The 15,125-nt window shown below is 74.1% G+C and carries 15 protein-coding genes; 12 read left to right on the forward strand and 3 right to left on the reverse strand.

The genetic code is table 11. The annotated features are described in order from the left end of the window. The first annotated feature begins 214 nt into the window (after positions 1-214). The 5 genes from pyrH to AAG589_RS09685 all read left to right on the forward strand — a co-directional run bounded on the left by pyrH (position 215) and on the right by AAG589_RS09685 (position 4,288). Entirely contained in the window at positions 215-991 is a 777-nt protein-coding gene (gene pyrH / locus AAG589_RS09665) for a UMP kinase (protein WP_446719699.1), read from the forward strand. 85 nt (positions 992-1,076) lie between these two features. Next, complete coding sequence (gene frr / locus AAG589_RS09670; RefSeq protein WP_430567007.1) at positions 1,077-1,634, forward strand: ribosome recycling factor; 558 nt, start codon at positions 1,077-1,079, stop codon at positions 1,632-1,634. Positions 1,635-1,750: 116 nt separating this feature from the next. Then, positions 1,751-2,542: a phosphatidate cytidylyltransferase gene (locus AAG589_RS09675; RefSeq protein ID WP_430567193.1), complete on the forward strand. Its 792-nt coding sequence runs from the start codon at positions 1,751-1,753 to the stop codon at positions 2,540-2,542. A 10-nt stretch (positions 2,543-2,552) separates the two neighbouring features. Beyond that, positions 2,553-3,740 carry a 23S rRNA (adenine(2503)-C(2))-methyltransferase RlmN gene (gene rlmN / locus AAG589_RS09680; protein WP_446719700.1) on the forward strand — a complete coding sequence of 396 codons (1,188 nt, stop codon included), beginning with the start codon at positions 2,553-2,555 and terminating at the stop codon, positions 3,738-3,740. After that, a complete protein-coding gene (locus AAG589_RS09685; protein ID WP_430567008.1) occupies positions 3,737-4,288 on the forward strand; it encodes a DivIVA domain-containing protein in 552 nt (183 codons plus the stop codon). The genes rlmN and AAG589_RS09685 overlap by 4 nt, the downstream gene beginning before the upstream one ends. A 24-nt stretch (positions 4,289-4,312) precedes the next feature. Here AAG589_RS09685 and AAG589_RS09690 read toward each other — a convergent pair whose 3' ends face one another. Then, positions 4,313-4,702 (reverse strand): MerR family transcriptional regulator, encoded by a 390-nt coding sequence (locus AAG589_RS09690; RefSeq protein WP_430567009.1) that lies wholly within the window; start codon positions 4,700-4,702, stop codon positions 4,313-4,315. 70 nt (positions 4,703-4,772) lie between these two features. Here AAG589_RS09690 and AAG589_RS09695 point away from each other — a divergent pair, with 70 nt between their 5' ends. Further along, positions 4,773-6,023 carry an MFS transporter gene (locus AAG589_RS09695; protein ID WP_430567010.1) on the forward strand — a complete coding sequence of 417 codons (1,251 nt, stop codon included), beginning with the start codon at positions 4,773-4,775 and terminating at the stop codon, positions 6,021-6,023. On the opposite strand, the gene AAG589_RS09700 is transcribed toward AAG589_RS09695, so the two are convergent. Beyond that, a complete protein-coding gene (locus tag AAG589_RS09700; protein WP_430567011.1) occupies positions 5,978-6,784 on the reverse strand; it encodes a hypothetical protein in 807 nt (268 codons plus the stop codon). The two genes, AAG589_RS09695 and AAG589_RS09700, sit on opposite strands and share 46 nt — an antisense overlap. Positions 6,785-6,948: 164 nt before the next feature. On the opposite strand from AAG589_RS09700, the gene dxr reads away from it, so the two are divergent. The 6 genes from dxr (at position 6,949) to AAG589_RS09730 (ending at position 14,162) form a co-directional block, all read left to right on the forward strand. Then, positions 6,949-8,139, forward strand: coding sequence for a 1-deoxy-D-xylulose-5-phosphate reductoisomerase (gene dxr / locus AAG589_RS09705; protein WP_430567012.1), 1,191 nt, complete (start codon positions 6,949-6,951; stop codon positions 8,137-8,139). 67 nt (positions 8,140-8,206) lie between these two features. Next, positions 8,207-9,526, forward strand: coding sequence for a M50 family metallopeptidase (locus AAG589_RS09710; RefSeq protein WP_430567013.1), 1,320 nt, complete (start codon positions 8,207-8,209; stop codon positions 9,524-9,526). Between the two features lie 145 nt (positions 9,527-9,671). Further along, positions 9,672-10,814, forward strand: coding sequence for a flavodoxin-dependent (E)-4-hydroxy-3-methylbut-2-enyl-diphosphate synthase (gene ispG, locus AAG589_RS09715; RefSeq protein WP_430567195.1), 1,143 nt, complete (start codon positions 9,672-9,674; stop codon positions 10,812-10,814). A 66-nt stretch (positions 10,815-10,880) separates the two neighbouring features. Continuing rightward, complete coding sequence (locus AAG589_RS09720; RefSeq protein WP_430567014.1) at positions 10,881-11,843, forward strand: GNAT family N-acetyltransferase; 963 nt, start codon at positions 10,881-10,883, stop codon at positions 11,841-11,843. Between the two features lie 61 nt (positions 11,844-11,904). Continuing rightward, positions 11,905-12,969, forward strand: coding sequence for an L-threonine 3-dehydrogenase (gene tdh / locus AAG589_RS09725; protein ID WP_430567196.1), 1,065 nt, complete (start codon positions 11,905-11,907; stop codon positions 12,967-12,969). Between the two features lie 2 nt (positions 12,970-12,971). Then, entirely contained in the window at positions 12,972-14,162 is a 1,191-nt protein-coding gene (locus AAG589_RS09730; RefSeq protein WP_430567015.1) for a glycine C-acetyltransferase, read from the forward strand. A 4-nt stretch (positions 14,163-14,166) separates the two neighbouring features. Here the strand turns inward: AAG589_RS09730 and AAG589_RS09735 are convergent, their stop codons facing one another. Then, positions 14,167-15,057, reverse strand: coding sequence for an Fpg/Nei family DNA glycosylase (locus AAG589_RS09735; protein WP_430567016.1), 891 nt, complete (start codon positions 15,055-15,057; stop codon positions 14,167-14,169). Positions 15,058-15,125 lie beyond the last annotated feature (68 nt).

Consider the following 15,125-nt stretch of genomic DNA (forward strand, 5'->3'; position numbering starts at 1 on the left):
CCGACCGCACCCTGCGCGGTGCGGTCGGGCCTTCGCGTACCCGCCCACGCCGGCCCGCTGACGGGGCGGGAGCCGCCGTCCGGTGCCAGGATGCGCGGAGGGCGACCACAGAACCACCGGGCGCGGGTGCGCCCACCTGCCGGGCCCGTCGAGGGCGGCACCCGGCGGACGCGGAACATGCCCGACGGCATGCGGAACAGATCAGAGAGCGACGGTGACGCACGTGACCGAGTCCAACCAGACCGAGCCGACGACCACGGGTGAGGCGACGGGCGAGGCCGTGCCCGCACGCCGGGTGCTCCTGAAGCTCTCCGGCGAGACCTTCGGCGGGGGCAACGTGGGCCTCGCGACCGACGTCGTGCGGCGCATCGCGCAGGAGATCGGCGACGCCGTGCGCCAGGGCGTGCAGGTCGCGATCGTCTCGGGCGGCGGCAACTTCTTCCGGGGGGCCGAGCTCTCGCGCGCCGGCCTGGACCGGGCGCGCGCCGACTACATGGGCATGCTCGGCACCGTGATGAACTGCCTTGCCCTGCAGGACTTCCTCGAGCAGGACGGCGTCAAGACGCGCGTGCAGACCGCGATCACCATGGGGCAGGTCGCGGAGCCGTACATCCCGCTGCGCGCGATCCGGCACCTGGAGAAGGGCCGCGTCGTGATCTTCGGGGCGGGCGCCGGCATGCCGTACTTCTCCACCGACACGGTCTCGGTGCAGCGCGCCCTGGAGACGCACTGCGACGAGGTCCTCATGGGCAAGAACGGCGTGGACGCCGTCTACTCGGCCGACCCGCGCACGAACCCGGACGCCGAGCGCCTCGAGCACCTGACCTACACGGACGCGCTCGTGCGCGGGCTGAACGTGATGGACGCCACGGCGCTGTCCCTGTGCCGGGACAACGACGTGCGGATGCGTGTCTTCGGGCTCGAGGAGCCGGGTAACGTGACCCGCGCGCTGCTGGGCGAGAAGATTGGCACGCTGGTCACCACCCACTGAGGCCGACCGGCCGCGCGACCCCACGACGTCTCACGACGCAGCACCACGTAGCACGACGCAGCACGACGACGAGAATGGAGCACCGGTGATCGACGACACCCTCCTCGAGGCCGAGGAGAAGATGGACAGGGCGATCGAGGTCGCCAAGGAGGAGTTCGCGGGGATCCGCACGGGCCGCGCCAACTCGGGCATGTTCTCGAAGATCACCGTGGACTACTACGGCGCCCCGACGCCGCTGCAGCAGCTCGCGTCGTTCAACATCCCCGACGCGCGCACGGTGCTCATCTCCCCGTTCGACAAGGGCTCGATGACGACGATCGAGAAGGCGCTGCGGGAGTCCGACCTCGGCGTCAACCCGTCGAACGACGGCAACGCGATCCGCATCGTGATGCCCGCCCTCACCGAGGAGCGGCGCCGCGACTACGTGAAGATGGCCAAGACGAAGGCGGAGGACGCCCGCATCTCGGTGCGCAACGTGCGCCGCAAGGCCAAGGAGGAGCTGGACCGCATCGTCAAGGACGGCGAGGCCGGCGAGGACGAGGTCTCCCGTGCCGAGAAGGAGCTGGAGTCGCTGACGAAGAAGCACGTCGACGCCGTCGACCAGCTGCTCGCCGGCAAGGAGAGCGAGCTGCTCGAGGTCTGATGGTGGCAGAGCTCCCCGAGCGGCCCCTCGAACCGGGCGAGGACGCGTCCCCGCTCGACCCCGCCACCGGCGGGGCGGCCGGCCCGACGTCGTCGCGCGCCGGCCGCAACCTCCCCATGGCGATCACCGTCGGCGTCCTGCTGCTCGTCGGCGTCGCGGCGTCCCTGTGGTTCCGGCCCGAGCCGTTCGTCGCCGTCGCGGCGGTCGCCGTGGGCGCCGCGCTGTGGGAGCTGCGACAGGCGTTCGCCCGGCGGGACATCCACTTGCCGATGCTCCCGCTTCTGGTCGGCGGGGCCGGGATGGTGGTCTCGGCGTACACGTCGGGGCCGGAGGCCCTGCTCGTCGCGTACGTGCTGACCGTGGGCGCCGTCGTGGTGTGGCGCGTGCTGGACGGCCCGGGGCCGCAGGCGCTGCGCGACTGCGCGGCCGCCGTCTTCGCGGCCACGTACGTGCCGTTCCTCGCGGGCTTCGTCCTCCTGCTGCTCGCGCAGCCGGACGGCGAGCTGCGGGTGGCCCTGTTCATCCTGCTGGCCGTGGCGAACGACACCGGCGGGTACGTCGCCGGGGTGACGATGGGTCGCCACCCGTTGGCACCCACCGTGAGCCCGAAGAAGACCTGGGAGGGCCTGGCGGGCTCGCTGGTGCTCGCCACCGCCGTGGGCGTCGCGGGCGCCGTGCTGGCCCTCGACGCCAGCCCGCTGCTCGGCGTGGTGCTCGGCGTCCTGACCGCGGTGACGGCCACCGTGGGCGACCTCGCCGAGTCGCTCATCAAGCGGGACCTAGAATTGAAGGACATGGGTTCGCTGCTCCCGGGTCACGGGGGCGTGCTGGACCGCCTCGACTCGCTGGTCGTCACCGCCCCGTTCGTGTACCTCGTGCTCACCATGGCGCCGTCGACCGCCCTGTAAGGAACTCCTCATGCCCACCACCTCCGCCCGCCCGGCGACCTCCGGGGCCGACCTCGGCATCCCCGCGGTCCGTCCCGGCGACGAGACCGCGCCGATGCCCCTGCAGATGGCGCCCCGGCGCCGCGGCAAGCCGCCGAAGCACTTCGCCGACCTCACGCCGGCGGAGCGCGTCGCGTCGATGGAGGCGATGGGGGAGAAGCCGTTCCGGGCCAAGCAGCTCGCGACGCACTACTTCCAGCACTACACGTCCGACCCCGAGCAGATGACCGACCTGCCGGCGTCGACGCGCGAGGCCATCGCGACCACGATGTTCCCGCAGCTCATCCGCCCGACCCGGCGCCTCGAGGCCGACGGCGGCACCACCGTCAAGACCCTGTGGCACCTCTTCGACGACGCCAAGGTCGAGTCGGTGCTCATGCGCTACCCGCACCGCACCACGCTGTGCGTGTCGTCCCAGGCGGGCTGCGGCATGGCGTGCCCGTTCTGCGCGACCGGGCAGCTGGGCCTCACGCGCAACCTGTCGACGGCGGAGATCCTCGAGCAGGTGCGCGCGGCGAACCGGTCGCTCGCGGAGGGCGAGATCCCCGGCGGGCCGACCCGGCTCAACAACCTCGTGTTCATGGGCATGGGCGAGCCGCTGGCGAACCCGAAGGCGGTCTTCGAGACGGTGCGCGCCCTGGTCGCGCCCCAGCCCGAGGGCTTCGGCATGTCGGCCCGCAACATCACCGTCTCGACGGTCGGCCTCGTGCCGGCGATCGAGAAGCTCACCAAGCTCGAGATCCCGGTGACCCTGGCCCTCAGCCTGCACGCGCCCGACGACGACCTGCGCAGCGAGCTGGTGCCGATCAACACCCGCTGGAGCGTGGACGAGGCGCTCGACGCCGCGCGGCGCTACTTCGAGGTGACGGGCCGGCGCGTGTCGATCGAGTACGCGCTCATCAAGGACATGAACGACCACGGCTGGCGCGCGGACCTGCTGGGGGAGAAGCTCAACGCGCGCGGGCGCGGCTGGGTGCACGTCAACCCCATCCCGCTGAACCCGACGCCGGGCTCGATCTGGACCGCGAGCGAGCGTGCCGTCGAGGAGGAGTTTGTGGCACGCTTGCGCGGGCACGGCATCCCCACCACGATCCGTGACACCCGCGGGAGCGACATCGACGGCGCCTGCGGGCAGCTGGCTGCCGAGGAGGACGAGTGAGCGCGCTGTTCAGCACGGTGTCCGCGATGCGCACCGGGTACGACCGGGACGAGGTCGAGGACTTCTTCGACCACGCCCGGCAGGCCTACGAGGGCCGCACCGCGGAGCCCCTGTCGCACGCCGACATCCAGGTGTCGACGTTCGACCTGGTGCGCGGAGGCTACGACACGCACGAGGTCGACGCGGCGCTGGACCGGCTCGAGGCCGCGTTCATCGCCCGGCAGCGCGCGGAGTACGTCGCGGCGCACGGGCAGGAGGCCTGGATGGCCGCGCTGGCCGACCGCGCCCGCACGATGTACGGACGCCTGGGCCGCCCCGACGGCGAGAAGTTTGCGCCGGCCGAGCGCGGCGAGCAGGGCTACGACCCCGACGACGTCGACGCGCTGTGCGACCGGCTCGTCGCGTACTTCGACCGGCAGGAGCCGCTGACCTCCGGCGAGATCCGCTCGGCCACCTTCGGCCGCGCCAAGGGCGCGGACGGCTACGCCGAGGGCCCCGTCGACCGCTTCTTCGCCCGCGCCATCGAGGTGCTGCTCGGGGTCGAGTGACCCGACGCGCCGCCGGCAGCGTGGTCAGCGGGCGCCCGCCGCGGCCTCCGACAGGAGGGCCGCGTGCTCGGTGCGGACGAGGACGTCCCGGATCGTGTCCCGGCTGCGCGTGAGGCAGGCGATCTTGTCCTCGATGCCGACGAGCTCGTCGGCGAGCATCTCCGCGACCGTGCGGGGGCAGGTCGGCGCCTCGGCGGCGCTCGCCTCCTCCATGTCGAGCAGCACCTTGATCAGGCGGGTGGGGATGCCGGCGCGCACCATGCCCGCGACCCGCGACACTCGCTCGACGTCGGCGTCGGAGTAGGTGCGGTACCCGTTCGCCGCGCGGTCCGCGACGAGGAGCCCCTGCTGCTCGTAGTACCGCACGAGGCGCGGTGCCACTCCGGTGCGCCGCGCGAGCTCGCCGATCTTCATCGTGCTCCTCCTGGGGTGATCGGGGTCACGCTTGACATTGACATCAATGTCAAACTCTAGCGTCGGCCACATGACGACACCACGCACGACCCCCACCGGGTCCGAGGGGCTCCCGTGGCCCTCCCTCCTCGTCCTCGGCGCGGCCACGTTCACCATGGTGACGGCCGAGATGCTGCCGACCGCCGTGCTGCCCCAGATGAGCGCGGGACTCGGTGTGCCCGAGTCGCGGACCGGCCTGCTCGTGTCCGTGTGGGCCGCCGCCGTGGTGGTCGCGAGCTTCCCGCTCGTGCGGCTCGTGGCCGGCCGCGACCGTCGCACGGTGATCGCCGTGGCCCTGCTGGTGCTGGCCGCGTCGTCGGTCGTGACGGCGCTGGCGCCGTCGTACGGCGTCTCGGTGGGCGCGCGCCTCGCCGGTGCCGCGGCCGTCGGGCTCCTGTGGGCGAGCGCCAACGCGCACGTCGCGGACCTGGTCCCCGACCGGCTTCTCGCTCGCGCCGTCGCCGTCGTGCTCGGCGGGGCCACGCTGGGCATGGTGCTCGGCACGCCGCTGGCGAGCCTCGTGGCCCGGGCCGTGGGCTGGCGCGCGGCCTTCGCCGGTCTGGCGGTGGTGACGCTCCTGGTCGCCGTGCTGGTGCGGGTGGTGGTCGCGGGCGCGGCGGCCGGGCCCCACCCCGGGGCCGCCGCCGTGCCGTCGGGCCGGGCCGACGAAGGGGCGGCGGGCGGCCGCGGGCCCGGCCAGATGGTCGCGGTGACCGCGGTCGTGGGCGTGCTCCTCGTCGGCCACTACGGGGCCTACACGTACGTGACGCGGCTCGTCGAGGCGCCGGCGGCGGCCGTGCCCGGCGGCGTCAGCGCGCTGCTGCTGGTGTTCGGCCTCGCGTCCGCGCTGGGGGTGGTGCTCGCGGGACGGTTCGGCGCGCGGACCGCACGGGCGCTCGTCCTGAGCGCGGCCGGGACGGCGCTGGCGCTCCTGGGGCTGGTGGTCGTGGACGCGCACCCCGTCGTGGGCGTGGCGGTCCTCGTCGCGTGGGGCGTGGCCTCGGGCGCGCTGCCGCCGCTGGCGCAGACGCTGATCCTGCGCCTGGGCGGCCCGGAGAGGCGCGCGACGGCGGGCGCACTGATCCCGGTCGTCTTCAACGGCGGCATCGCGGCGGGCGCGGCGCTGGCGTCCGTCGTCGTGGCACGGGGCGGGGCGCCCGCGCTGCCGGTCCCGGCGGCCGTGGTGGTGGCGGTGGCGACGGTCGCGCTCGTGGCCGTCGTGCGGGCCGGGCGGCGTCAGCAGGCGGGGGCGAGCGCGTCGCCGCTGCCGGTGGCGAGGTAGGCGTCGGACACCCAGTTGCTGGGCCCGATGCGGTACCAGAGGTTCGTGGTGCCGCGCGTCCCGGTGACCGTCTGGCCGCGCGCGCTGCACAGCAGCGGCACGCGGGCGGTGTCGGCGGCGGCGCCGATCCAGCCGTAGCCGGTGCCCGGTCCGGTGCGGACGTTGAGCGTGCCGCCGTCAGCCGAGACGACCCCCGTCCGCGCGGAGCCCTGCCACAGGTAGGTCACGTCGATCCAGGCGTTGGAGCGCAGGCCCAGGCCGTCCCAGTAGGTGCCGTCCGCCAGGTCGATGCCGGCGGGGTTGGTCACGGTGCGGCCGAGGAGGTCCTTGCCGCCGTGGTGGCCGAGCCGATAGGCCGCGGACGCCTGCGGCGTGCCCTTCGGCAGGTCGCGGGCCGCGTGCCGGGTGGCGCTCCAGTAGTCGTCGGTGGTGTTCCACGGGCCGACGTCCCACACCGGCGCGTACTCGCACCGCACGCTGTCGGCGCGGCACACCCGGACGCTGAACGCCCCGTCACCCTTCGGCGACAGCGCCCGCCGCGACGGCAGCGCGACGAAGTGGTCCCGCTTCGTGATCTTGTGGCCGTTCGCGGTGTGCTTGCCGACCAGCCCCTCGCGCGTCGCGTAGATGCGATGGGTCTCGCCGTCGCCGTCCGCCGCGGCGGGTGCCGCCACGCCGACGACCGCCCCCGTGACGAGGGTGGCGATCCCGGCGAGGGTGGCCATGGCGCGCTTGCCGACTATCACGCGATAAGTACGCATGTATGCGAACGTAACCGGCGTCACAGCCCGCCGCGACCGGGCGCGGAAGGTCCTCGTCCGGAAGTCAAGCACCGGCGCGGGTGAATTCCGGGGACGTTCGCGGCGCGTCGCCGGGCCCACGGCGCGCCGCGGGGTCGCCGTCGACGCCTGGGATGATGGGCGCCATGCCCGACGCCACGACGCCCCGCACCCTCACCCTCCTCGGCTCCACCGGTTCGATCGGCACCCAGGCGATCGACGTCGTGCGGGCCCATCCCGGGCGGTTCCGGGTGGAGGCGCTGAGCGCCGGAGGGGCCGACGTCGCGCTGCTCGCGGAGCAGGTCGCCGCCGTGGGAGCGCGGGCGGTGGCCGTCGCGGACGGCGCCCGTACCGGCGACCTGCGGGCCGCGCTGGCCGAGCGGCTCGGCGCGGCGGCGGGCGACGTCGAGGTGCTCGCCGGGCCGCAGGCGGCGACCGAGCTCGCGGGCCGCGGCAGCGACGTCGTCCTCAACGGCATCACCGGGTCGGTGGGGCTGCGGCCCACGCTCGCCGCGCTCGCGGGCGGCTCGACGCTGGCGCTGGCCAACAAGGAGTCGCTCGTGGTGGGCGGCTCGCTGGTCAAGGCCGCGGCCGCCCCCGGGCAGATCGTGCCCGTGGACTCCGAGCACTCGGCGATCGCCCAGGCGCTGCGCGGCGGGGCGCGCGACGAGGTGCGGCGGCTGGTCCTCACGGCCTCGGGCGGGCCGTTCCGCGGGCGCAGCCGCGACGACATCAAGAAGGTCACCGTCGACGAGGCCCTGGCCCACCCGACCTGGGCGATGGGTCCCGTCGTGACGGTCAACTCGGCCTCGCTCATGAACAAGGGCCTGGAGCTCATCGAGGCGCACCTGCTCTTCGACGTCCCGGTCGACGACATCACCGTGGTGGTGCACCCCCAGTCGGTGGTGCACTCGATGGTCGAGTTCCGCGACGGGTCCACGATCGCGCAGGCGTCGCCGCCGGACATGCGGCTGCCCATCGCCCTCGGGCTGTCCTGGCCGGAGCGGCTCGACGTCGTCTCCCCGCCGTGCGACTGGACGCGGGCCGCGTCCTGGACGTTCGAGCCGCTCGACGAGGCCACGTTCCCCGCCGTCGGCCTGGCGCGCGCCGCCGCCGCGGCGTCGGCCACCCATCCCGCCGTCTACAACGCGGCGAACGAGCAGGGCGTCGCGGCGTTCCTCGCCGGGCGCATCGGGTTCCTCGACATCGTCGAGACGGTGGAGCGGGTGCTGGACGAGCACCAGGGCACGACCGCCGCGGACGTCACGCTCGACGCCGTCGAGGGCGCGGAGCGCTGGGCGCGGGCGCGCGCCGACGAGATCCTCGCGCGGTCCTGACGAACCCTCCACGCCCGCGCGCCGCGGGCGTGCGGCGGGTGCGCCGGGGTGTCCTAGGCTCGACGCCGTGGACGTTCTCTCCTGGGTGGTCGGCATCGCCGTGATGGTGGTGGGCCTCGCGCTCTCCATCGGGCTGCACGAGGTGGGGCACATGGTCCCCGCGAAGAAGTTCGGCGTGCGCGTCAGCCAGTACATGGTGGGGTTCGGCCCCACGCTCTGGTCCCGCACCAAGGGGGAGACCGAGTACGGCGTCAAGGCGTTCCCGCTGGGCGGCTACGTGCGCATGGTCGGCATGATGCCGCCCGCGCCGGAGGGCACGCGCCGCCGCGGCGGATTCTTCGGGCAGGCGATCGCCGACGCCCGCGACGCCTCGGTCAGCGAGATCCTGCCGGGCGAGGAGCAGCGCGCTTTCTACCACCTGTCGACGCCCAAGAAGCTCGTCGTCATGCTCGGCGGTCCCGTGATGAACCTGATCATCGCGGTGGTGCTGCTGTTCGTGATCCTGGTCGGCATCGGGCAGGCCACGATCACGACGACCGTGGGCGCGGTGAGCGAGTGCACGCCCACGTCGACGACGTCGGCCGGCGAGCCCGTCTGCGGCGCCGGCGCGGACCCGTCGCCCGCGGCCGAGGCCGGTCTGCAGCCCGGCGACGAGGTCGTCGAGTGGGACGGCGCGGCGGTGACGTCGTGGGAGCAGCTCTCCGGCGCGATCGCGGACACCCCCGACCAGCAGGTCCCGGTCGTGGTGCTGCGCGACGGCGCCGAGGTCCCCCTCACGGTCACGACCTCGCAGCGGCAGGTCCCCGTGACCGCGGCGGACGGCACGGCGAAGGTCGACGCGTCCGGGCAGCCGGTGACCGAGACGGCCGGGTTCCTGGGCGTCACCCCGACCCAGGAGTACGTCCCCCTGCCGGTCTCTAGCGTGCCGAGCGAGACCTGGGCCATGGTGAGCGGCACGGCGTCGGCGGTCGCCACGCTGCCCGTGCGGATCGGGCAGGCCGCGGTGCAGGCGTTCACCGACGAGCCCCGGTCGCAGGACTCGGTGATGTCCGTGGTCGGCGTGGGCCGCATCGCGGTGAACGCCGTCCAGGCGGAGATGCCGGTCGTCACGACCCTGCAGTTCCTGCTGAGCCTGCTCGCGTCGCTGAACGTTGCCCTGTTCGTCTTCAACCTCATCCCGTTGCTCCCGCTGGACGGCGGGCACGTCGTCAACGCCCTCTACGAGGGGGCCAAGCGTCAGCTGGCGCGGGTGCGGGGCCTGCCGCGCCCCGGCCCGGCGGACGTCGCCCGCATGATGCCGGTCGCGTACGTGATGTTCGCGGTGCTCGTCGGCACCGGCGCGGTGCTGATCGTGGCCGACGTGGTGGACCCGGTGCGCCTCTTCTGACGCCGGTACGCCTGCCCCGGGCCGCGCCCGCCGGGTGAAGGAGGTGCGGACGAACGCGCGGGGATTCCGTGCGGGTCCGCCGCCCGCGTGCGTAGCACCCGTCCGCAGGCGCGATACTGGCACCGTGACTGCAGTGAACCTCGGCATGCCGACCCCGCCCGCGCCCACGCTGGCCCCGCGCCGCAAGTCCCGCAAGATCCAGGTGGGCAAGGTGGCCGTCGGCGGCGACGCGCCGATCAGCATCCAGTCCATGACGACGACCCCGACGACGGACATCAACGCGACGCTGCAGCAGATCGCCGAGCTGACCGCCGCGGGCTGCGACATCGTGCGCGTCGCGGTGCCGACGTCCGACGACGCCGACGCGCTGCCCGCCATCGCGAAGAAGTCGCAGATCCCCGTCATCGCGGACATCCACTTTCAGCCCAAGTACGTGTTCGCCGCGATCGACGCCGGCTGCGCCGCCGTCCGCGTGAACCCGGGCAACATCCGCAAGTTCGACGACCAGGTCAAGGAGATCGCGCAGGCGGCCACCGACGCCGGCGTCTCGCTGCGGATCGGCGTCAACGCCGGGTCGCTCGACAAGCGCCTGCTGGAGAAGTACGGCAAGCCCACCGCGGAGGCGCTGGTCGAGTCGGCGGTGTGGGAGGCCTCCCTGTTCGAGGAGCACGGCTTCCACGACTTCAAGATCTCCGTGAAGCACAACGACCCGGTGGTCATGGTCCGCGCCTACGAGCTGCTGGCGCAGCGCGGCGACTGGCCGCTGCACCTCGGCGTCACCGAGGCCGGCCCGGCGTTCCAGGGCACGATCAAGTCGGCGACGGCGTTCGGCGCCCTGCTCAGCCAGGGCATCGGCGACACCATCCGGGTGTCGCTGTCGGCGCCGCCGGTCGAGGAGGTCAAGGTCGGGACGCAGATCCTGCAGGCCCTCAACCTGCGCCCGCGCAAGCTCGAGATCGTCTCCTGCCCGTCGTGCGGCCGCGCGCAGGTGGACGTCTACACGCTGGCCGAGAAGGTCACGGCCGGCCTCGAGGGGATGACCGTGCCGCTGCGCGTCGCGGTCATGGGCTGCGTCGTGAACGGTCCGGGCGAGGCGCGCGAGGCGGACCTCGGCGTCGCGTCCGGCAACGGCAAGGGCCAGATCTTCGTCAAGGGCGAGGTCATCAAGACCGTCCCGGAGGCGATGATCGTCGAGACCCTCATCGAGGAGGCGATGCGCATCGCCGAGACGATGCCCGCCCCCGAGAACGACGCGCAGGCCGGGGCGCCGGAGGTCACGGTCGGCTGAGCGGTCGGCCTGCGGAGGCCGTATCGGGGACGATGGCGGGGGGCCCACGGCGGCGAAGGGGGCGTGATGGGCGGCTGGCGACCGGCGGTCCGGGCGCGTGGCGACGCGCGTGGCTTCGACGCGCGCCGGCCGCGCGCCCGCGTCCTGGGGCAGGAGGACCTCGCCGAGGCGCGCGCCCTGTGCGCCCGTGACCCCGTGACCTCGGTGCTCGCCTCGTCGCGGCTCGACGTCGCCGCCGTGGCGGGCTTCGCGGCGGCCGGCGGCCAGGCGTGGGGCTTCCCGGCCACCGGCCCGCTCGTCGCGGTCTGCTGGTCGGGCGCCAACCTGGTGCCCGTGCTCGCGCCGGACCTCGTGGGGCGCGACGCCGACGACGCGGTCGCCGCCTTCGCCGCGGCGGCCCGCGCGCAGGGGCGACGCTCGTCGTCCATCGTGGGCGACCGGACGGCGGCGCTCGCCCTGTGGGACCTGCTCGCGCCCCGCTGGCCCCCGGCGCGCGAGGTGCGCGCCGACCAGCCGTCGCTCGCGATCGCGCGCGACCCGGACGTGGACCCCGACCCGCTCGTGCGGCGCTCGACCCTCGACGAGGTGGACGTCGTGCTGCCCGCGTGCGTGCGGATGTTCGCGGAGGAGGTCGGGTACGCCCCGGCCTCCTCGCCGGGCAGCGCGTACGCCCTGCGCGTGCGCTCGCTCGTGGCCGAGGGGCGCTCGTTCGTGCGGACGGAGCCCCCGCGCTCCGGCGGGGGCCCGGCCGGGCGCCCGGGAACGGGATCCGGGCCGCTCGTCGTCTTCAAGGCCGAGCTCGGTGCGGTGGCCGGCGGGGTGGCACAGGTGCAGGGCGTGTGGGTCGACCCGCTGCGGCGCGGTCGCGGCCTGGCCGCCCCCGGCATGGCCGCCGTCGTCGTGGCGACCCGGCGCGAGGTGGCGCCGGTGGTCTCCCTGTACGTCAACGGGTTCAACGCGCCGGCGCTCGCCACGTACCGCCGGGTGGGCTTCGAGCAGGTCGGCACGTTCACGACGGTGCTGTTCTGAACCGCGGCGGCACGGTTCCCGGATCCGTCCGGATCGTGAGATGGTACGGCGCGTGACGACGATGAGGGCGCTGTACAAGCCGGGTCCGGGCCCCGGGCTGGAGCTGGTGGAGCGGCCCGAGCCGGAGGCCGGCTCCGGCGACGTGAAGATCCGCGTGCTGCGCACCGGCATCTGCGGCACCGACCTGCACATCGACCGGTGGGACGACTGGGCCGCCTCCACGATCGCCGCCCCGCTGGTGCCCGGGCACGAGTTCGTCGGCGAGGTCGTCGAGGTCGGGGACACGGTGCACGACGTCGCGGTGGGCGACCTCGTCTCCGGCGAGGGCCACATCGTGTGCGGTACCTGCCGCAACTGCCGCGCCGGGCGCCGCCAGATGTGCATCCGCACCCAGGGCCTCGGCCTGCACCGTGACGGCGCGTTCGCCGAGTACGTCGTGCTGCCGGGGACCAACGTCTGGGTGCACCACGCCGAGGTCGACCTGGACGTCGCGGCGATCTTCGACCCGCTCGGCAACGCCGTGCACACCGCGCTCGCGTTCCCGGTGATCGGGGAGGACGTCCTCGTGTCCGGCTGCGGGCCCATCGGCCTCATGGCGATCGCCGTCGCGCGGCACGCCGGCGCGCACCTCGTGGTCGGCACCGACGTCAGCCCGGACCGCCTCGAGATGGCCAAGGCGATGGGCGCCGACGCCGCCCTCGACGTCCGCACGGCGCGCGTCGCCGACGCCCAGCGCGAGCTCGGGCTGCGCGAGGGGTTCGACGTCGGCTTCGAGATGAGCGGCGCCCCGAGCGCGCTGCCCGAGATGATCGCCAACATGAACCACGGCGGGCGGATCGCGATGCTCGGCCTGCCCGCCGGGCCGATCGCGGTCGACTGGGGCACGGTCGTGACGCACATGCTCACGCTCAAGGGGATCTACGGCCGCGAGATGTTCGAGACCTGGCAGGCGATGGACGCCATGCTGCGCACCAGCGCGACGCTGCGCGCGGCGATCGCGTCCGTCGTCACCGACCGGCTGCCCGCGAGCCGGTGGCGCGAGGGCTTCGAGGCCGCGGCGTCCGCGCACGGGGGCAAGGTCGTGCTCGACTGGACGGACTGGGACGACGACGGGAAGAGGGCCTAGCGATGTACGGGACGTTCCGGGAGCACCTGGCGGGCGAGCTCGCCGAGATCGAGCGCGCCGGCCTCACCAAGCACGAGCGGGGGATCGCCGGCCCGCAGGGCGCGCGCATCCGCGCCGACGGCGCGGAGCTGCTGAACTTCTGCGCCAACAACTACCTGGGGCTGGCCGACGACCCGCGCATCGTCGCGGCGGCGCGCGACGCCCTCGACACGTGGGGGTACGGCCTGGCCAGCGTCCGCTTCATCTGCGGCACGCAGGACCAGCACCGTGCCCTCGAGCGGCGGCTGGCGGGCTTCCTCGCCACGGACGACTCGATCCTGTTCTCGTCGTGCTTCGACGCCAACGGCGGGGTGTTCGAGACGCTGTTCGGCGCCGACGACGCGATCGTGTCCGACGCGCTCAACCACGCCTCGCTCATCGACGGCATCCGGCTGTCCAAGGCCGCGCGGTTCCGCTACCGCAACCGCGACATGGCGGACCTCGAGGACCAGCTCCGGGCGGCGCGCGACGGCGGCGCCCGCCACGTCGTGATCGTCACGGACGGCGTCTTCTCGATGGACGGGTACCTCGCGCCGCTGCAGGAGATCTGCGACCTCGCGGACCGGTACGCCGCGCTCGTCCTGGTGGACGACTCGCACGCGGTGGGTTTCCTGGGTGACCACGGCCGCGGGACGCCGGAGCTGCTCGGCGTCGCGGACCGCGTGGACATCCTCACGGGCACGTTCGGCAAGGCGCTGGGCGGCGCCTCCGGCGGGTACGTCGCGGCGCACCAGGAGATCGTCGACCTGCTGCGCCAGCGCGCCCGCCCGTACCTGTTCTCGAACACGCTGGCGCCCACGATCGTGGCGGGAACCCTCACGGCGCTCGACCTCGTGGAGGGCTCGGGGGACCTGCGCGCCCGGCTCACGGAGAACGCCGCGCTGTTCCGCCGCCTCATGACGGAGGCCGGCTTCGACCTGCTGCCCGGCGAGCACCCGATCGTGCCGGTGATGTTCGGCGACGCGGTCCTCGCGGCGAGGGTCGCCGCGGCGATGGGGGAGCGCGGCGTGTACGTCACGGCGTTCAGCTTCCCGGTCGTGCCGCGCGGCGAGGCGCGCATCCGCGTGCAGCTGTCCGCCGCCCACACGCCCGAGCAGGTCCGCGCCTGCGTCGACGCCTTCGTGGCCTCGCGCGAGGCCGTCGCAGCCGGCTGAACGCCTACTTCAACAGCCTCGACATCCGGCGGTCGGCGAGCACCTGGCCGTCGGTCTGGCACGTGGCGCAGTACTGCAGCGACCGGTCGGCGAAGCTCACCTCGCGCACGACGTCGCCGCACACGGGGCACGCCTCGCCGGTGCGGCCGTGCACGCGCATGCCGGCGCGCTTGGCGTCCTTGAGCTCCTTGGCCGGCTTGCCCGAGGACGCCGCGACGGCGTCGCGCAGGGTGGTCACGACGGCGTCGTGCAGCGCGGCGACCTCGTCCGGGGTGAAGGAGCGGGTGAGCTTGAACGGCGAGACCCGGGCGACGTGCAGGATCTCGTCGGAGTAGGCGTTGCCGATGCCGGCGATCGCGCGCTGGTCGCGCAGCAGGCCCTTGACCTGCTGGTTCCTGGCCTGCATCAGCGCGGCGAGCGCCTCCGGCGTGAAGGCGTCCGAGAGCGGGTCCACGCCGAGCGTGGCGACCTGCTCCACCTCCTGGGGGTCGCGCACCACGTGCACCGCCAGGCGCTTGCGGGTGCCCGCCTCGGTGAGGTCGAAGCCCGCGCCGTCGTCGAGCCGCACCCGCAGCGCGAGCGCCGCCCCCCGCGACGAGCCGCCCATGCGCGGGCGGACCGGCGTCGTGGGCGCCTGGTCGGACCAGCGCACCCAGCCGCCGCGGGACAGGTGGAACAGCAGGTGCAGCGCGTCGCCGTCGGGCCCGACCGTGAGGTCGAGCCACTTGCCGTGGCGCCCGACGCCGCGGACCTCGCGCCCGACGAGGGCGGACACCGGCGGGTCGAACGTCTTGAGCGCGGCGATGGCCGCGACGTCGGCGGCGACGACGCGGTGGCCGGTCGTTCGAGCGTCGAGGAACTCCGCCAGCGCCTGCACCTCGGGAAGCTCGGGCATGCGGCCATGCTGCCAGCCGTGCCCGACGCCGACCAGGGGAGGGGCGGGACGGGCCGGGATCCGGCGGC

Source organism: Isoptericola sp. F-RaC21, assembly GCF_038593535.1.
Classification (GTDB): Bacteria; Actinomycetota; Actinomycetes; order Actinomycetales; family Cellulomonadaceae; genus Isoptericola.